18 protein-coding genes are annotated in these 18,106 nt (G+C 65.6%); 10 read left to right on the forward strand and 8 right to left on the reverse strand.

The genetic code is table 11. From position 1 onward, the window contains the following. Positions 1–67 precede the first annotated feature (67 nt). From GGR00_RS18500 to GGR00_RS18510, 3 genes are read left to right on the forward strand one after another with little or no spacing between them, the layout of a single operon-like run. Positions 68–463, forward strand: a complete 396-nt coding sequence (locus tag GGR00_RS18500) for a VOC family protein (protein WP_184700337.1) — start codon at positions 68–70, stop codon at positions 461–463. A 44-nt stretch (positions 464–507) separates the two neighbouring features. Then, on the forward strand, positions 508–918 hold the full coding sequence (locus tag GGR00_RS18505) for a VOC family protein (protein WP_184700338.1): 411 nt from the start codon (positions 508–510) through the stop codon (positions 916–918). After that, the gene (locus GGR00_RS18510) at positions 908–1,264 is read left to right on the forward strand and encodes a DUF1801 domain-containing protein (protein WP_184700339.1); all 357 of its coding nucleotides are present in this window, start codon (positions 908–910) and stop codon (positions 1,262–1,264) included. Before GGR00_RS18505 ends, GGR00_RS18510 begins: the two co-directional genes overlap by 11 nt. 19 nt (positions 1,265–1,283) lie before the next feature. Here the strand turns inward: GGR00_RS18510 and GGR00_RS18515 are convergent, their stop codons facing one another. After that, positions 1,284–1,673 carry an SRPBCC domain-containing protein gene (locus tag GGR00_RS18515; protein ID WP_055972143.1) on the reverse strand — a complete coding sequence of 130 codons (390 nt, stop codon included), beginning with the start codon at positions 1,671–1,673 and terminating at the stop codon, positions 1,284–1,286. 357 nt (positions 1,674–2,030) lie between these two features. Here GGR00_RS18515 and GGR00_RS18520 point away from each other — a divergent pair, with 357 nt between their 5' ends. From GGR00_RS18520 to phnN, 4 genes are all read left to right on the forward strand, one after another. Then, positions 2,031–3,137: a DNA alkylation repair protein gene (locus GGR00_RS18520; protein WP_184700340.1), complete on the forward strand. Its 1,107-nt coding sequence runs from the start codon at positions 2,031–2,033 to the stop codon at positions 3,135–3,137. A gap of 192 nt (positions 3,138–3,329) precedes the next feature. Further along, on the forward strand, positions 3,330–4,247 hold the full coding sequence (locus GGR00_RS18525) for a hypothetical protein (RefSeq protein ID WP_184700341.1): 918 nt from the start codon (positions 3,330–3,332) through the stop codon (positions 4,245–4,247). A gap of 58 nt (positions 4,248–4,305) precedes the next feature. Then, on the forward strand, positions 4,306–5,898 hold the full coding sequence (locus GGR00_RS18530) for a peptide chain release factor 3 (protein ID WP_055972133.1): 1,593 nt from the start codon (positions 4,306–4,308) through the stop codon (positions 5,896–5,898). 203 nt (positions 5,899–6,101) lie between these two features. Further along, positions 6,102–6,731 (forward strand): phosphonate metabolism protein/1,5-bisphosphokinase (PRPP-forming) PhnN, encoded by a 630-nt coding sequence (gene phnN, locus GGR00_RS18535; RefSeq protein WP_055972124.1) that lies wholly within the window; start codon positions 6,102–6,104, stop codon positions 6,729–6,731. A gap of 16 nt (positions 6,732–6,747) precedes the next feature. On the opposite strand, the gene GGR00_RS18540 is transcribed toward phnN, so the two are convergent. The 6 genes from GGR00_RS18540 to GGR00_RS18565 form a co-directional block, all read right to left on the reverse strand. Continuing rightward, entirely contained in the window at positions 6,748–7,857 is a 1,110-nt protein-coding gene (locus GGR00_RS18540; RefSeq protein ID WP_184700342.1) for a DUF1513 domain-containing protein, read from the reverse strand. 10 nt (positions 7,858–7,867) lie between these two features. Next, positions 7,868–8,944, reverse strand: coding sequence for an imelysin family protein (locus GGR00_RS18545; protein WP_184700343.1), 1,077 nt, complete (start codon positions 8,942–8,944; stop codon positions 7,868–7,870). After that, a complete protein-coding gene (locus GGR00_RS18550; protein ID WP_184700367.1) occupies positions 8,944–10,437 on the reverse strand; it encodes a di-heme oxidoreductase family protein in 1,494 nt (497 codons plus the stop codon). Before GGR00_RS18550 ends, GGR00_RS18545 begins: the two co-directional genes overlap by 1 nt. 275 nt (positions 10,438–10,712) lie before the next feature. Then, the gene (bfr, locus tag GGR00_RS18555; RefSeq protein ID WP_055972116.1) at positions 10,713–11,198 is read right to left on the reverse strand and encodes a bacterioferritin; all 486 of its coding nucleotides are present in this window, start codon (positions 11,196–11,198) and stop codon (positions 10,713–10,715) included. Beyond that, a complete protein-coding gene (locus GGR00_RS18560) occupies positions 11,164–11,475 on the reverse strand; it encodes a (2Fe-2S)-binding protein (RefSeq protein WP_082496426.1) in 312 nt (103 codons plus the stop codon). Before GGR00_RS18560 ends, bfr begins: the two co-directional genes overlap by 35 nt. Positions 11,476–11,549: 74 nt before the next feature. Beyond that, positions 11,550–12,854 (reverse strand): imelysin family protein, encoded by a 1,305-nt coding sequence (locus tag GGR00_RS18565; RefSeq protein ID WP_184700344.1) that lies wholly within the window; start codon positions 12,852–12,854, stop codon positions 11,550–11,552. A gap of 616 nt (positions 12,855–13,470) precedes the next feature. Here GGR00_RS18565 and GGR00_RS18570 point away from each other — a divergent pair. Continuing rightward, positions 13,471–14,703, forward strand: a complete 1,233-nt coding sequence (locus tag GGR00_RS18570) for an NAD(P)/FAD-dependent oxidoreductase (RefSeq protein ID WP_184700345.1) — start codon at positions 13,471–13,473, stop codon at positions 14,701–14,703. 279 nt (positions 14,704–14,982) lie between these two features. Here the strand turns inward: GGR00_RS18570 and GGR00_RS18575 are convergent, their stop codons facing one another. Beyond that, the gene (locus GGR00_RS18575; protein ID WP_184700346.1) at positions 14,983–16,260 is read right to left on the reverse strand and encodes a 4-aminobutyrate--2-oxoglutarate transaminase; all 1,278 of its coding nucleotides are present in this window, start codon (positions 16,258–16,260) and stop codon (positions 14,983–14,985) included. A gap of 186 nt (positions 16,261–16,446) precedes the next feature. Here GGR00_RS18575 and GGR00_RS18580 point away from each other — a divergent pair, with 186 nt between their 5' ends. Further along, a complete protein-coding gene (locus tag GGR00_RS18580) occupies positions 16,447–16,821 on the forward strand; it encodes a YciI family protein (RefSeq protein ID WP_055972105.1) in 375 nt (124 codons plus the stop codon). Beyond that, positions 16,818–18,086, forward strand: coding sequence for an RNA polymerase sigma factor (locus GGR00_RS18585; protein WP_184700347.1), 1,269 nt, complete (start codon positions 16,818–16,820; stop codon positions 18,084–18,086). Before GGR00_RS18580 ends, GGR00_RS18585 begins: the two co-directional genes overlap by 4 nt. Positions 18,087–18,106: the final 20 nt, after the last annotated feature.

Below are 18,106 nucleotides of genomic sequence, written 5' to 3' on the forward strand. Positions count from 1 at the left end.
GGAGCAAGGCGTATTGATAGGCCACTAGCCGGGCGGAGTTCACCTCGGCCCAGTCCGGAGACCTGCGATGTCGGTACGCCTTGGCTACACCATCCTCTATGTCGCCGATGTCGAGGCGACCGTGTCGTTTTACGAAGCCGCTTTCGGCCTCCGGCGCAAGTTCATTCACGAGAGCAATCTCTACGCCGAGATGGACACCGGCGAGACGACGCTGTCCTTCGCCGGCGAGGCGATGGCCGAGATGAACGGGCTGGCCATTCGCGCCAACCGCAGGAAAGACCTGGCGGCAGGGTTCGAACTCGCCCTGGTCTTCTCCGACCCTCGCGAGGCCTACGGCAAGGCGGTTGCCGCAGGCGCCACGCCGGTGAAACCGCCCGAGAACAAGCCGTGGGGCCAGGTCGTCGGCTACGTCCGCGATCTCAATGGCTGCCTGGTCGAGATCGCTTCGGCGATGCCGGGCTGACGCGACGCACCAGCACGACAACCGACAACAGAGGAGGCCAAAAGATGCGCCCGACAACTGCATCTCCTTGCATCACGACAAAACGGGTCGGCGAGACCCGCGACTTCTACATCAGGCACTTCGGCGCGCGAGCCACCTTCGATTGCGGCTGGTTCGTCAGCCTTGACCTTGGCGCGGGGCTTTCGCTCCAGTTCATGGAGCCGCAGGGCGAGCAGCCCTCATGCAACACGGCAGGGCTGACCTACAATTTCTGCGTCGAGGACGTCGATGGCGAGCATCGGCTGATGACAGCGGCCGGGCTGGTGCCCGTGATGCCGATAGAAGACCATCCGTGGGGCGATCGCGGCTTTGCCGTGCAGGATCCAAATGGCGTCGTCCTCTATGTCTATGCCAACCGGGAGCCGTCCGCCGAGTTCCGCCAATTTTATGCGCCACAGGCCATCGATGACCGCTAGTCGCATCCAGGCGTTTCTCGACGATCTGCGCGACCGTCACGCGGACCATTTCGCCATCGTGTCGCGGCTGCGCGAGATCGTTCTCCAGTTCGGTCCTGCGGTCTCCGAGGAGATCAAGTATGGCGGCATCCTGTTTTCGTCGCGGGCGGCGTTTTGCGGCGTCTTCCCATATGCCGGTCATGTCACGCTGGAACTCAGCGGGGGCGCGTCCCTGCCGGACCGGCATGGCGTGCTCCAGGGGCAAGGCACGTTGCGGCGCCACATAAAGCTGTTTGCCGTTACGGATATCGAGGATCGGCATGTCGCGGAATATGTCGAACTGGCGCGCCAGTCCGCCGACGCGTGAGCCGCCACACTTGAACTGCTCAATGGTGCATCAGCGCCTTGTTCATCGGCTCCCAATACATCTTCGGCCAGCCCTCATGGAGGCTGGCGTGGGCAGTGCGGGGATAGCCGTTCTGGTCGAAGATCAGCTTGGTGCCGCCGCCCTCGGCCTCGAGTTCGAAGCGGACGACCGAATAGATGCCCTCGGCCCACTGGCGCGAGCGCCACGCCTGGACGATACGGCGGTTGGGCACCAGTTCGAGGTTGCGGGCCTCGATGTCGCCGCCGAAGATCGACACTTCGCCGCCCTCATGCGTAGAGATATGGGCCGAACGTCCGCCCGTCATCGCCTGGAAGCGGGCGGAATTGAGAAGCAGGTCGTAGATGTCCTTCGGCGTGCTCTTGAGGTGCACTTCCTGGTGGATGGTCATGGCGACCTCCCTGGATGCGGACAGCGCTTTCGACGGTATTTTCGGCCTGTCTCTGGGGATCGTCAATCTCGACATGGGCCCGTTGCCGGCCGCATGTCGAGACATCGGAAACGTCAGGCAGCTGCGCCCAGCGCCGCGCCGAAGCCGGCGAGAATGCCGCCCCAGCCACCGTCGGAACCGAGCATGGAGCCCGTCTCACCATTTTGTGCTGTAGAAGCGGTCGCTTAGCGAAGCTCCTGACAGTCCGTTGGCAGGAGAGAGGTTGTAGTTTCGAGGTTCGGTTCGTACTTCAAGGGCGCTTCGTGCACGTTCGGCGCACGGGGAGCCGGCGCGGGGGCGCTGGACAGGGACAAGACGATGACGGAAGACCTGACGCAAGCCGCCCCGGCGCTCAAGGAGATTTTCGACCGGGACAGGCTTCGCCATATCGCCACCGAGACGGCTTCCATCTCGCCGGGTTTCGATGCGGAAAAGTTTATGATGCTGGCGACCGAGGGCCTCGACGGCCTCGGCATCATGCAGCGCCTGCGGCAGACGGCGACGAGCCTGAACGGCTGCCTCGCGGGCAGCTTCGAGGACGCGGTTGCCGTTCTTTACGACCTGGCGCCACGCATCCAGCATGGTTTTGCCTCGATCGTGTTGCCGGAATTCGTCGCCCTCTACGGCCGGGCCGACTTCGACCGCTCGATGGAGGCGCTGCATTATTTCACGCGGTTCGGCTCGGCCGAGTTCGCCATACGCCATTTCCTCGCCGACGATTTCGACCGCACCATCAAGGTCATGCGCGGCTGGGCGCTCGACGACAACGAGCATGTGCGCCGCCTCGCCAGCGAGGGCTCGCGCCCGCGCCTGCCATGGTCGTTCCAGATGAAGAACCTGGTTTCCGATCCGTCGCCGACGCTGCCTATTCTCGAGGCGCTGAGGGCCGACCCGAGCCTTTACGTGCGCAAGTCGGTGGCCAACCACCTCAACGACATCTCCAAGGACAATCCGGGCCTTTTGCTCGAGCGCCTGGCCGGCTGGGACATGGCTGACAGGAACACGGCCTGGATCGTGCGTCACGCCTTGCGCACGCTGATCAAGAAGGGCGACCCGCAGGCGCTTGACCTGATCGGCACGACCGGCAAGCCCAAGGTCGACGTCGCGGCTTTTGCCGTGACACCGGCGTCGATTGCGCTGGGCGGGCGCATCGCGCTCAAGACCAGCATCGTGTCGACGGCACAGGAGCCGCAGCAGCTCGTGGTCGATTATGCCGTCCATTATGTGAAGAAGGCCGGCGGCACCTCGAAGAAGGTGTTCAAGCTCAAGGAGATCACCTTGCCGCCGGCGGGGCAGAAGGAACTGTCGATCAGCCAGGCGGTGCGCGACTTCACCACGCGCAAGCATTATCCCGGCCACCACCGTATCGAGCTGATCGTCAACGGCGAGACGGTCGCCGAAGGTGGATTCGAACTGCGCGGATAGGTTTGGCGCAAAGATCAAATTCAGAGTTGATTTGATCTCTATCCAACTTAAAAATTATTTGAGATATCAGTAGGATATGGAAGTTGAATTTATATATAAATTCAAAGACTTGCGAATTAAGATAATAACGAGCATCGATGGATGACGCGCCACGTCGAATTGATTGGCGTCTAAATCCATCGAGGACACGAAATGACCGGCTTCAATTATGTGGGCTCCGGCCCGTATTGCTATGCGAACGCCTTTGCCATGATGTTCGGCGCGGCGTCGCCCTCCGTCTCCGTGATCGAGTTCGCCATGTCGAGCCCGTTCGGCATGCAGCTCGTCGGCGGTTCGCTGCCGTTCTTCGATCCTTATGGCTGGGACCCCGAGAAGGGTTTTGCCGCTGCGCTGGCCGCTCTTGGCTGGACCTCCGAGGCGTCGAGCGGCGGCGGCGAAGCCGTAGCCCTTGCCCGGCTGAAGGCGGCGCTCGCCCAGGGTCCGGTGTGGATCGGCCCGGTCGAGATGGGGCATCTGCGCCACCAGCCCGGCATGCGCGGCCCGATCGAGGCGGATCACTTCGTCGTCGTGCTGGCGATCGAGGACGGGCGCGTGCTGATGCACGACCCGCAGGGCTATCCCTATGCAGAGCTGCCGCTGGCCGACTTCATGGCGGCGTGGCAAGCAGCGACGCTGATCTATGGCACGGCCTACTCGATGCGGACGGCGTTCCGGCGCGTGGCCGAGCGCACCGAACTCGAAATGCTGGAGGCGTCGCTGCCGGCGGCGCGGCGCTGGCTGGCGATGACCGACACCGGTGACATGCCCGGGGGCAGCCTTGGCAATGGTACGGCGGCCGAACGGCTGGCCCACATGATCGAACCGGGCTGCGACGACGGCCTGCGCGGCCATCTGATCCATTTCGCCGTCCGCGTCGGCGCCCGCCGGGTCAATGATGCGGCGACCGGGCTGGAGCGCATCGGCCGCATCGACGCGGCCCGGATCGCGGCCAGGCAGGCCCGGTTGATCGGCGCGCTGCAGCATCCGCTCGTCGTCGGCGACGACGCCAGGGCGGCCACGGTCCTCAGGGCGCTGGCGCCGACCTATGACGAGTTGCTGGCGGTGCTGTAGCGTCGTGGACAGGCGGGGCCCCGGCTGTTAGAAGCCCCGCCATCACAAGGAATCCCCGATGGCTGAAGACATCGAAAAGGCGGTGGCGCGCCGTCGCACTTTCGCGATCATCGCGCACCCTGACGCCGGCAAGACGACGCTGACCGAAAAGCTGCTGCTGTTCGGCGGCGCGATCCAGCTCGCCGGCGAGGTCAAGGCCAAGAAGGACAAGATCCAGACCCGCTCGGACTGGATGAAGATCGAGCGCGAGCGCGGCATCTCGGTCGTAACCTCCGTGATGACCTTCGAATATGGCGACAACGTCTTCAACCTGCTCGACACGCCCGGCCACGAGGACTTCGCCGACGACACCTATCGCACGCTGTCGGCGGTCGACAGCGCGGTCATGGTCATCGACGCCGCCAAGGGTATCGAGCCGCGGACGCTGAAGCTGTTCGAGGTCTGCCGCCTGCGCGACATCCCGATCATCACCTTCGTCAACAAGATGGACCGCGAGGCGCGCAACACCTTCGAGATCCTCGACGAGATCGAGGAGAAACTGGCCCTCGACACCGCCCCGATCACCTGGCCGATCGGCCAGGGCAAGACCTTTGCCGGCACCTATCATCTCGCCCAGAACGCGGTGCGCCGCGGCGACGACGAGAAGGAGCGCACCGAGGTCCACGGTCCCGACTCGAATCGCGCCGCCGGCCTTTTGCCAGACAACGATCGCCCGGCCTTCATCGAGGAACTGGAACTTGCCCGCGAAGCCTGCCGGCCGTTCGACCTCCAGGCGTTCCGCGAGGGCCACCTGACGCCGGTCTATTTCGGCTCGGCGCTGCGCAATTTCGGCGTGCGCGACCTGATCGAGGCTTTGGGCGAGTTCGGCCCCGCACCGCGCGCCCAGGAGGCCGACACCCGCAAGGTCGAGGCGACGGAAGAGAAGATGACCTCCTTCGTCTTCAAGATCCAGGCCAACATGGATCCCAACCACCGCGACCGCATCGCCTTCGTCCGCGTCTGCTCGGGTGAGCTCAAGCGCGGCATGAAGGCCAAGCTGGTGCGCACCGGCAAGCCGATGAGCCTGTCGGCGCCGCAGTTCTTCTTCGCCCGTTCGCGCATCACCGCCGACGAGGCCTATGCCGGCGACGTGGTCGGCATCCCCAACCACGGCACGCTGCGCATCGGCGACACGCTGACCGAGGGCGAGGACATCCTGTTCCGCGGCGTGCCCAACTTCGCGCCTGAAATCCTGCGCCGCGTGCGCCTCGGCGACGCGATGAAGGCCAAGAAGCTCAAGGAAGCGCTGCACCAGATGGCCGAGGAGGGCGTGGTCCAGCTGTTCCAGCCCGAGGACGGCTCGCCGGCCATTGTCGGCGTCGTCGGCGCGCTGCAGATCGACGTGCTCAAGGAACGCCTGTCGGTCGAATACACGCTGCCCGTCGATTTCGAGATGGCGCGGTTTTCGATCTGCCGCTGGATCGATGCCGACGATGCGGCCGACCTGCATCGCTTCATCGAAAGCCATCGCGGTGACATCGCCCGCGACCTCGACAACGATCCGGTGTTCCTCGCCCAGCACGAATTCTCGCTCAACTACGAGGCCGAGCGCTGGAAGATGATCCGCTTCGCCGCGATCAAGGACTACCAGGTCCGCGACAAGGTGGCCTGAGCGGGGCGGTGTTGCCGCCCCGTCTTCGCGTTTCGTCATTCCGTCATGCAAATCGCCTAATGGCATCGCAGCGCCGCCGTTTGCCCGTGGTCCAACCCATGGGGCGTGACAGCGCGGTGGCCGAGATGTTCAATGCGCCGTTGCCTGTCCAGGGCCCTGGCGTCGCCGGGGCGGGGGCTCTGGCATGGAGGATATGACGTCGCATGATGGTTTCAGCATTGATCGAGCGTGAATTGACCCGCGTGGGCTCTCCCGTGCGCAACGGCGTGTTCGTTGCAGTGGTCGGTCCCAGTGGCGCCGGCAAGGATACGCTGATCGCCTATGTCCGCGAGCGGCTGACCGACGACGATCACGTCGAATTCGCCCGCCGCGTCATCACCCGCAACAGCGACGGCGCCACCGAGGATCACGACACGCTGGCAGATGCCGCCTTCGTCGAGGCCGAGGCGTCGGGCGCCTTTGCGCTGTCGTGGGAAGCGCATGGCCTGCGCTATGGCATTCCGGCGTCGGTGGACGACGCGATCTCGGTCGGCCACGTCGTCGTCGCCAATACCTCGCGTGGCGTCATCCCGGCCCTGCGCGCACGCTATGCCCATGTCGCGGTGGTCGAGATCACGGCCGCCCCCGAAATCCTCGCCAGCCGTCTCGCCGCTCGTGGCCGCGAGTCGCGCGGCGAGGTCCTGGCGCGGCTGGCCCGCACCGTGCCGCACGATCTCTCGGGCCCCGGGCATGTGCTGATCGACAATTCCGGCGCAGCCGAGATCGCCGGCGAGAAGTTCCTGGCCGTACTGCGCCGCTCCGTCGCCTATGCGGACGTTTCCGGGCTTGTCTAGGTTTTATAGGATTGACTTACGTATTTTGCAGGTCGATGCGCAGCATGTGGTTGTCCCAGACATGCTGCGGGTCGTCGGTCGTCTCGCCGCCGGGCGCGACGATGAGGCCGGCGCCCGTCGTGGCGAGGAAGCCGTCATGGTCGGGGGCGAGGCCGCAGACCTCGACCAGATCGTTCTTCGCCACCACCTTGCCCGTCTTCGCCTCGATCGTCGCCCAGGCATTGCCCTGCGGCGAGGAGACGGCAATCAGCCCGGACCTTCGGTTTGCAGCGACCGAGCCGATGTAGTTGCGGAAGCCGCCGAGGATGTCCTCGGGCATGTCGAGCATCTGAAGCTCCTTGCCGCGTGCGGCGCGGCCGACGAGCAGCGGCCGTTCCGTCGCCGGGCCTTCGTGCTGGCAGCCGAACCAGACGGTGCCCTCGGCGTCGATGTCCATGTGCCGGATCGACAATTGGTGAAGCTTTTCAGGCAGTTCGTGCTTTTCGACGAGGTCGCCGGAAACGCGGTCGACCAGCACGAAGGACGGCTTCATGCTGGGGATGTTGAGCTTGGCGCGGCCGAAATCCGGGTGGGTCTCGATGCCGCCGTTGCAGATCGCCAGCGTGCGGCCGTCGCCGAGCAGGATCAGTTCGTGCGGGCCGACGCCATGGGTCGGGAATTCGTGGAGACGGCGGAAGCCATCGCGGGCATCGTAGACCCCGACCATTCCGGCTGCGTTGTCGAAGTCGTTCTCTGTGACGTAGAGCAGCGCGCCGTCGGGCGAAAAGACGCCGTGGCCGTAATAGTGCCGGCCGGCGATGCTCGGGATAGTCAGTGGTGCTTCCTTGCCGGTGTGGTCGAACACCGTCATGAAGGTGCCGGGCTGGCGGGCGAAGACCACGGACTTGCGCGAGTTGGGATCGAAGGTGACGTCGTGGCCGCGTTCGGGCAGGGCGACGCTGTGCAGGATCTTGCCGGCTTCCGACAGCACGGCGACGCCATATTCGCCAGTGCGCGCTTGGTAAGCCGTGGCGAACATGGCGTCGGCTTCGAGCGCCAGCGCACGCTTGGCCGGCGACAGCGCCGATAGGAAGGTGACGCCAGCCGCCGTGAGGAAATCGCGGCGGTCGAACAGGGGCGTGCGCATCGCAGGACCCTCAGTCGCCGTCGAGCGAGGAGAAGCCGGCGGTGAGGCCGAGCGCACCGGCAAGCCGGGTGCCGAACAGCTCCGACAGGCCGGAGGTGACGACGCCGAAGTAATTGAGCTTGCCGCGCTTTTCGGCATCGCTGAGGGCGGCATCGATCGGGCCGGTGACGGCAGCCGCGGCGTTCTGCGCATTGGCGAACTCAAAGTCGATCGACTGGGCGACCCACTGGAAATCGTCGGGCAGCAGGCTGCCGAACTGCGAGGCGTCGAACAGCGCCTTCATGCCGGCGATGTTGCCGCCGAGCGCCGCCGGGGTTCCTTGCGAGCGCCAGTAGAGCGCCTGTTTCGGCTTGTCGGAGGTGGCATCCTCGCCAAGGAAGCCGTTGACGCGCACGTCGCGCACCAGTTCGAGCCCGTTGACATAGACCTCGAGCAATTCGGTGATCGCTTCGGTGGCGTTGCGGTAGAGCGGGTTTTCGGCGTCCGGATGGGTCCACTGGGCGGCGAAACCCTTGTCGTCGCGCCAGGCGGCCTCGACGTCGGACGCGATGGTGCCGATATTGCCCGAGATCGCCTTGCCATAGGCGCAGCGATAGGCGCCTTCGGCCCCGGCGAGTTCGTCGGCTCCGGTGCCGAACAGCACGAACTCCAGCGCCCCGAGGCCCTGCATGGCGACGCTCTTCCGGGCCAGCCTCGTGGCATCGGTCGCCGTTGCGTCCTTGTTGGCCAGGGCCGCCTGCACCTGCTTGAGGCCCGTGCCCTTGCGGTCGGGCCAGAACAGGATGCGCTCCAGCCGGTTCTGCTCGGTGATCGGGCCGAAGCGGATGATCTCGACTTCCGACCATGTGGCGGTGGTCTTCGAGAACTGTTGGCGTGCGGCATCCAGATTGCCGTCCGACGGCGCCGTGCAGAGCGTATCCATCGACTTGCCAAGCGTTTCGGTGGCGCCGATCAGCCGGCCGTAGGCCGGCCGGATGAAGCCGTCGATGGCATCTGCAATCACCTTGTCCGACGCCGGGTTGGCGTGGGCCGCAGGCACGGCGAGGGTGAGGCACAGGAATGCCGCTGCAAGCGCGCGTCTGGTCATCAGAGCGACTCCAGGAATTTGATCAAAGCATCGCGGTCGGGCGCGGGAAGTGCTGCGAAACGGTCTCGGGCGGCCTGGCCTTCGCCGCCATGCCACAGGATGGCTTCGGTCAGGTTGCGGGCGCGGCCGTCATGCAGGAAGAAGGTGTGCCCGTTGACGGTCTGGGTCAGGCCGATGCCCCACAGCGGCGGCGTGCGCCACTCGCTGCCGGTCGCGTCGCCGACCTGCTGGCCGTCGGCGAGGCCATCGCCCATGTCGTGCAGCAGGAAGTCGGAATAGGGCCAGACCAGCTGGAACGCCTGCGCCTTGTTGGGTGTGTCGCGGCGGGTGACGAATTTCGGCGTGTGGCAGGAAGCGCAGCCGGCCTCGTAGAACATCTGCTTGCCGCGCAGGACCTCCGGCTTGTCGATGTCGCGGCGAGCGGGCACGGCGAGGTTCTGCGAATAGAAGGTGACGAGGTCCATGATCGGATCGGGCGCTTCCGCCGGCCCCAGCCTGTCCTGCACGCCGTTGGGCATGGCCAGGCAGCCGCCTTGCGCCTTGGTGCAGTCGCCCCAGTGGTGCGGCACGTCGGGCGTCGAGATGCCGATGTCGCCGGCAAAGGCGTCGGCCGACTGCTGGCGGATCGACGGCGTCTGCGCCTTCCAGCCGAAGCGGCCGAGCGTCAGCTCCCCGCTCTTGCCGTCGCGCAGGATGGAGGGCTTGCCGGAGATGCCGTCGCCGTCCCTGTCGTCGGGATCGGCATTGGCGAGGATGTCGGCGGGATGGATCTGCTCGACAAGCCCGAGGCCGATCATCTGCGGCGTGACGCGCGGCGACAGTGTCGTGCCCGGGTTCATCGCGCCATAGGCGAGGTCGCTGACCGAATAGCTCGGCTTGCGCAACGAAAGCTTCGTTCCGTCGGCAAGCTCGACCGGAATCTCCTGATAGGAGATGACCATGCGGCCTTCGCCCTTGAGCCCGGGCACGGCCAGGTCCTGGAACTGGCCGCCATAGGTAGGATCGGGGAAATTCAGCACCTTGCGGTCGGCGAGCGCTGCCTTTTCCTCTTCCGTCTCGGCGCCCCGGGCGAGCCGCAGGAACATCGAGGTGGCGTCGGCATTGCCTTCGGGAGGATGGCCGCGACCGTCCTTTAGGTGGCAGCTCTGGCAGGCGCGCGCATTGAACAGCGGGCCGAGCCCGTCCGACGCCTGCGTCGAGGACGGCGACGACACCCACAGCTTGCGGAACATGCCGTTGCCGAGCTTGAAGGTGCCTTCTTCCTCGAAGGTGATGTTGGCGGAGGAATGCGAGAATGCGTCCTGGTTGACGCGCTTTTCCGAGGTGCCGGCGCCGCCCTGCATCCGTTCGAACTGCTCGGGCCTGGAGAAGTCGGTCGTTGGCCTGACGACCTTTTCGACGCGGGCCTTGTCCTTGGGCTTGAGGTCGTGGCGCTCGGTAGGCAGTGCGAGCGCATCGCCTGCGCCAGCGTGGCCGGGCGCGGCGAGCAGCATAAGGTTGGCCACAAGCAGGCCGCGAAGGACCTTGGTGCCAAGCGTACCCCCACCCCTGGCCCCTCCCCACAAGGGGGAGGGGGACGAGATCATCTCCGCTCGCGCGAAACCTGTGACGGTCTGGTGCTGGACAGCGGTACCGAATTCCCCTCCCCCTTGTGGGGAGGGGCCAGGGGTGGGGGTAACTTCAAAGCCAATGGCCGGGATGTCGTGGGCGGGCGTACCCGCCAGGGCGCGGCGCGTCAGGGAAAAAGTGCGCCGCATTCCGGCATGTCCTATTCGGCCTTGTCAGCTGTCTCGGCGTTGAGCTGGCCGTACTTCTCTTCGCCAATCTCGTTGAGCAGCTGCAACTGCGTCTCCAGGAAGTCGATATGGCCTTCCTCGTCGGCAAGCAGCTCCTCGAAGAGCTTCATGGATACATAGTCGCCATGCTGGGAGCAGACGTCCCGCGACTTCTTGTAGGAGGTGCGGGCATCATATTCGCCGGCAAGATCGCTCTCGAGCACTTCCTTGACGTTCTGGCCGATGCGCAAGGGGGCCAAGGACTGCAGGTTGGGGTGGCCTTCGAGGAAGATGATGCGCGCGACAAGCTTGTCGGCGTGGTGCATCTCCTCGATCGATTCCTCGCGTTCCTTCTTGGCCAGCTTGCCGTAGCCCCAGTCCTCGAGCAGGCGGTAGTGCACCCAATACTGGTTGACCGCGCCGAGTTCGAGGAAAAGCGCTTCGTTAAGCCGCTCGATGACCTGTTTTTCGCCCTTCATTGATCCTACTCCCGAATTGGACCCGCAACTCTCTCACACGATCCATGTGTGAAACGATATCCACCCCACTCGCCTCACTACGAGCGTGGTAGGCTTCGGTGACCCGAATGATCGTTTCGACCACATTTGGAAAGCAGCCGCAACAGCGCCCGCGCTTTTGCAGCGTGTGATAGACCTTTGCTGGCACAATCAGGGACCACGGATCCCTGTCCAGGAGTTCAATGATCGTGTCTTCGATCTCCTTCTGGGTGATCAGGTTGCAATGGCAGATCAGCATGACTTGCTCTGGGCTGGCTGGCGGCGCGCGTCGTGCGCGCCGCGTGGCTTGAATTATCTAGGTACGGCAGGCGCTCACTGGAAGACCTTGTCCGGAGCGTCGAGGCTGTCCGAGCCCTCGAAGGCGATGGCGTCGAGCTTGAGCACCGCGACCGCGCGCTCGATCGACTTGGTCTGGTCCACCAGCGCGTCGATCGCCGCCTGGACGGTGGCGTTGCCCTCGGCATTGCCTTCGCCGATCTGCTGGTCGTAGGCCTCGCCGCCGACGGCGCGCGCCTGGATCGCTTCCATCTTGGCGACGGTGGTGTCCAGCTTGCCGGTCAGCTCGGTGTCGACGGCGGCGTCGGTTTCCTTGACCATGTCGGACACCGACGGTCCTTCGACGGTGGAGCCGTCGATGCGCTTGTAGCTGCCGTGATAGGCGTTGCGGATGCCGACCGCGTCGTAGAGATGCGAGATGTGGGTGTTGTCGGAGAAGCAGTCGTGCTCTTCCTCCGGATCGTGCAGCAGCAGGCCGAGCTTCATGCGTTCGCCGGCCAGTTCGCCGTAGGACAGCGAGCCCATGCCGGTGAGGATGGTCGAGATGCCGGCCTTGGCGTCGCCGTCGAGCAGCGCCTTGCGTGCAGCACCATCTGCCGTCCAGTTGCCGACCATCTCTTCGAGATCGGCGACCAGAAGGTCGGTGGCCGCGTTGAGATACTGGCCGCGGCGGTCGCAATTGCCACCGGTGCAGTTGGCGGTGTCGTAGTCGGTGTGGGGGCGGTTGCCGGCGCCGGGGCCGGTGCCGTTGAGGTCCTGGCCCCAGAGCAGGAACTCGATGGCGTGGTAGCCGCTGGCGACGTTGGCCTCGATGTCGCCGGCTTCCTGCAGCGTGCCGGACAGGAACTCGGGCGTGATCTTGGAGGCATCGACCTTCTGGCCGTTGATCTCGATCGACGGATTGGCGATCACATTGGCGGTGTAGAGCTTGTTCTCGTCGGATTCGGTGCCGTAGCTCTTGTCGACATAGTCGATCAGGCCTTCGTCGAGCGGCCATGCGTTCACGCGGCCTTCCCAGTCATCGACGATGGAATTGCCGAAACGATAGACTTCGGTCTGCTGGTAGGGGATGCGGGCAGCCTTCCAGGCTTCGCGCGCCGCATTGAGCGTTTCCGCCGACGGCTTGGCGATCAGCGCCTCGACCGCGGCGTCGAGCGCCTTGGCGGTGGTCAGCGAGTCCTCGTACTTGGCCAGCGCGATGTCGGAATAGGTGGTCAGCACCGCCTTGGCGTCGGTCTCGGCCTTGGCCGGCAGCACGAAGATGGCGGCGGTCAGCGCCGTCGTTGCCGCAATGGCGGCAAGCCTGCCGAAGTGCCGGCTGCGCGAGATGGATGCAGGCATGGTCTCTCCTCAGTGAACCAGATGGCGCTGGCGGGCGCCGGAAAATCGTGTGCCGGCAGCGACTTGCTGCAGCGGCGGCATGGATTCGAATGAAAGCTGAGGGGTGGCCGGGCTTCGGACATGCGCACGGCTCGAAGCCCGTTTCGGGCTCGGCAAGACCATGCTGCACACAGCCGCGCCATGGCGCGGTTCGACGAAGGCAGGCACCCATAGGCTCCAATCGAAAGGGTTAAAGGCCCAGACATCAAAGACAGGCGCTGTAAAGCACAGCTTCATAAAAGCGTTGCGTCTGCAAAAGTCAACGCAAATTGCGCCAAAAAGTGTAACAGGATCAATAGTTTAGAATTATTCTAAACTGATTTTGTCCAGTTTGTGGCGCAGCGAATCCGCCAAGTCGTTGATTTGTCGAGATGCGCATCGGTCTCGCGGCGTCCCGGCACACGCCGGCTGCGACAACGCGTAGCGGTCAGGCAAATGTGCCCGGTGGACGGCAAATGCCGCCTGGCGCGCTTGACAGGCCGGCATCCGGCTGTCACCCAAAATTCCGTCCCTGGCCCCTTGTGGCCGCGCGGGCCAACGGCCATTTCCCCGGTGACTTCCCAATAGCGAGGCGGGCATGAAGAACGGTGTCGTGATTGTCGGTGCAGGCCATGCCGGGGTCCAGGCCGCCGCCAGCTTGCGCGAGGAAGGCTATGACGGCCCGGTCATCCTGCTCGGCGACGAGAGGGAGCTGCCCTACCACAAGCCGCCGCTGTCCAAGACCTTCATCAAGGACGCCGCAGCCCAGCCGCAGCCGTTGCGCGGCGAAGCCTTTTACACCGGCCACACCATCGATTTCCGCCCGGGCTCGCTGGTCGAGCGCATCGACACCGCCGCCAACAGCCTGTCGTTGGCGGGTGGCGACAGACTCGCCTACGACCACCTGATCCTTGCCACCGGCTCGTGCCCGCGCGTCCTGCCCTTGCCCGGCGTCGATCTTGCCGGCGTGCTGTCGCTGCGCTCGGTCGCGGACGCGCGGCTGATCCGCGACCACAGTGCCGCCTGCGAGGACGTCGTCGTCATCGGTGGCGGCTTCATCGGCCTGGAGATTGCCGCGACGCTCGCCGCCGGCGGCCGCCGCGTGACGGTGGTCGAGGCGCTGGATCGCCTGCTCGGCCGCGCCGTCGCCCCGCTGATCGCCGAGCATGTGCGCCAGCGGCTGGAAGCCTCGGGCGTCCGCATCCTGCTCAAGACCACCATCGAGCGCATCGAGGGCGAGGGTGGCCATGCCACCGCCGCGCTGACGTCGGCCGGCGAAAGGCTGCCGGCGAAGATGGTCATCATCGGCATCGGCGTGGTGCCCAATGTCGAGCTTGCCGGGACCGCCGGCCTGACCGTTGCCAACGGCATCCGCGTCGACGGCTCCATGCGCAGTTCGGTCGCCAACATCCTGGCGGTGGGCGACAATGCAAGCTATCGCCACTGGCAGACCGGTGGCGACGTGCGCCTGGAGTCGGTGCAGAACGCCACCGACCAGTCGAAGCTCGCCGCCCGCACCATCGTCGGCCATGGCGGCGACTATGGCGCCGTGCCGTGGTTCTGGTCCGACATCGGCGACATGAAGCTGCAGATGGTCGGCCTGACCGCCGGAAGCGACCGCCAGATGCTGTCGGGCGACCCGGCCGAGAACCGCTTCTCGGTGTTCCATTTCATCGGCGACCGGCTGGCAGCGATCGAATCCGTCAACCGCCCGGCCGACCACATGCTCGGCCGCAAGATGCTCGGCCTCGGCTTCTCGCCGACGGCGGAGCAGGTCGCGGGTGGCGCCGAGGCGTTGAAGGCGGCATTGGCGGCGTTAGCTGCGGGATAGTTTTTCCGTTCTTTGCGCTGCCCTGATACGACTGCCGTGGTCGAAGGGCTCCCCAAAACCTCATGGTGAGCCTGTCGAACCATGGGGTTTTGGCATGCAGCAGGTGGCCCGGCGCCCTCGTGGTTCGACAGGCTCACCATGAGGGCTACCGAGTCGTTGCGCGCCCCAGTCTCATCGATGCAGGCGGGGGCTGGCCGCAACGCTGGCGACCCTCTCTCCTCGTCGCTCACGGGGGAGAAGGTAAGGGTGAGGGGCGATGCTACCCGCGTCGGGGCAGCGTCATTCCGCCCGCACGTCCCGGATCGACGCTTCCAGAATGTCCAGCGCCTCGGTCATCACCTCGTCCTGGATGGTGATCGGCGCGAGGAAGCGGATGACGTTGCCGTGGACGCCGCAGGTAAGCAGGATCAGGCCCTTTTCCAGCGCCTTGAGCCGCACCGCATTGGTGAACTCCGCCGAGGGCATCCTGGTCTTGGCATCGTTGAATTCGACCGCGTTCATGAAGCCAGGGCCGCGGATGTCGGCGATCTCCGGGACGTCGTCGCGCAGTGATTCCAGCCGCTGCTTGAGCCGCGCGCCGAGCTGATTGGCGCGGTCGCAGAGGTTCTCGTCCTCGATGATGTCGAGCACGGCGTGCGCAGCGGCAATGCCGATCGGGCTGCCGCCATAGGTGCCGCCGAGGCCGCCGGGATTGGGCGCGTCCATCAGTTCGGCCCGTCCCGTCACCGCCGCCAGCGGAAAACCGCCGGCGAGGCTCTTGGCCATCGTCATCAGGTCGGGCGCGACGTCATGGTGGTCCATGGCGAACATCCTGCCGGTGCGGGCAAAGCCGGTCTGCACCTCGTCGGCGATCAGGAGCATGCCGTGCTGGTCGCAGATCTTGCGCAGCGCCGTCATGAAGTCGCGCGGCACCTCGTAGAAGCCGCCTTCGCCCTGCACCGGCTCGATGATGATGGCGGCGACGCGGGCGGGATCGACATCGGCCTTGAACAGCCGGTCGAGCGCTGCGAGCGCATCTGCCACCGTCACGCCATGCAGCGGCACCGGGAAGGGCGCATGGAACACGTCGCCCGGCATCGCGCCGAAGCCCGCCTTGTAGGGCTGTACCTTGCCGGTCAGCGCCATGCCCATGAAGGTGCGGCCGTGGAAGCCGCCGGCAAAGGCGATGACGGCCTGGCGGCCGGTCGCGTTGCGGGCGATCTTGATCGCGTTCTCCACCGCCTCGGCGCCCGTGGTGACGAAGACGGTGCGCTTGTCGCCCTTCATCGGGGCGATGGCGTTCAGCCTTTCGCCGAGCCGGACATAGCTCTCATAGGGCACGACCTGGTGGCAGGTGTGGGTGAAACGGTCGAGCTGGGCCTTTACGGCTTCGATGACGCGCGGGTGACGGTGGCCGGTATTGACCACGGCGATGCCGGAAGAGAAGTCGATGTAGCGGCGGCCCTCGACGTCCCAGATCTCGGAGTTCTCGGCCCGGTCGGCATAGACCTGCGTCGTCATGCCGACGCCGCGGGCGATGGTCTGCGTCTTGCGTTGTGAGATTTCGGCGTTCTTCATCGCGCGTCCTCCAACATTATGGGCGCCTTGCACGCGCCAGACCGACGCCATATCTGCACCTCTCCCGGTTTTTCACAAGCCGTCATGACGGACGAAGGCCCCCGTTCCCGATGGCGCAAAAAAAATGCCGACGCCATGTCGGAATTGCGCATACTCGCGCGTCCTAGACATGAAGGAACCGAACCGATGCTCTATGCGATCCTCTGCTACAATAACGAAGACGTGGTCTGCGCCTGGTCGAAGGAACAGGACGACGAGGTGATGGCGCGCCTTCAGGTGGTGACCGGCAAGCTTCGCGACCAGGGCCGGCTCGGACCGGTGGCGCGGCTGATGCCGACCACGGCGGCCACGACCCTGCGCAAGACCAGGGACGAACCGCTGGTCATCGACGGGCCCTTTGCCGAAACCAAGGAACAGTTCCTCGGCTTCTACGTCGTCGACTGCGCAACCCTCGACGAAGCGGTCGATGTCGCCAAGGACCTGGCTGAGGCCAATCCCGGCGGCGGCTCCTACGAGCTTCGGCCGATAAGCGCCTTTTTCGCCCCTCGAGAGGTAGCATGACCGACCCGGCCTGGATCAACACGGCATTGTCTTCGGCCCGGCCGCAGGCCGTGGCAGCCCTGCTGCGCTATTTCCGCGACCTCGACACCGCGGAAGAAGCGTTCCAGGAGGCCTGCCTGCGCGCCCTGCGCACCTGGCCGAAGAACGGACCGCCGCGCGATCCGGCCGCCTGGCTGATCTTTGTCGGCCGCAACTCCGGCATCGATGCCGCCCGCCGCCGCAACAAGCAGGCGCCGATGCCGCCGGAGGAAACGATCTCCGACCTCGAGGACGTCGAGAGTGCGGTCGTCGAACGCCTCGACGGCGCGCACTACCGCGACGACATCCTGCGGCTGCTGTTCATCTGCTGCCATCCCGACCTGCCGGCGACGCAGCAGATCGCGCTCGCCCTGCGCATCGTCTCGGGCATTCCGGTCAAGCAGATCGCCCGCGCCTTCCTGGTCGGCGAAAGCGCCATGGAGCAGCGCATCACCCGGGCCAAGGCGCGCATCGCCAATGCCGAGGTGCCGTTCGAGGCGCCGGGGCCGGTCGAGCGCTCGGAGCGGCTGGCGGCGGTGCTGGCCATGGTCTACCTCGTCTTCAACGAGGGCTATTCGGCGGGCGCCACGGAGATCGCCAACCGCGCGCCCCTCTGCGAGGAGGCGATCAGGCTGGCGCGGCTGCTGCTGCGCCTGTTCCAGACCGAGCCCGAGGTGATGGGGCTGACGGCGCTGCTCCTGCTGCAGCACGCCCGTGCCGCCGCCCGCTTCGATGCCGATGGCGAACTTGTGCTGATGGACGACCAGGACCGCAGCCTGTGGAACCGGGCCCTGATCGACGAAGGCCTGGCGCTGATCGACAAGGCGATGCGCCATCGCCGCTCCGGTCCCTACCAGATCCAGGCGGCGATCGCGGCGCTGCATGCCCGCGCCGCCCGCCCCGAGGACACCGACTGGGCCGAGATCGACCTGCTCTATTCGGTGCTGGAATCGATGACGCCATCGCCTGTCGTCACGCTCAACCGGGCCGTCGCCTATGCCAAGCTGCGCGGCCCGGAAGCGGCGCTCAAGCTGATCGAGCCGCTGGAACCCAAGCTCGCGGGCTACTTCCACTTCTTCGGCGTCAAGGGCGGGCTGTTGATGCAGCTCGGACGTGCCGAGGACGCGCGCGAGGCGTTCGGCCGGGCCATCGCGCTCGCCAACACCGCCGCCGAAGCGGCCCATATCCGCATGCATCTCGACCGGCTGTCGGCCGAGAGTCTCCCGCGCAACGGCATGTCGGCCTGATCGGCTTTCGCACCAGCCGC

Origin of the sequence: Aminobacter aganoensis, assembly GCF_014206975.1 — a bacterium.
GTDB classification, from domain to species: Bacteria; Pseudomonadota; Alphaproteobacteria; order Rhizobiales; family Rhizobiaceae; genus Aminobacter; species Aminobacter aganoensis.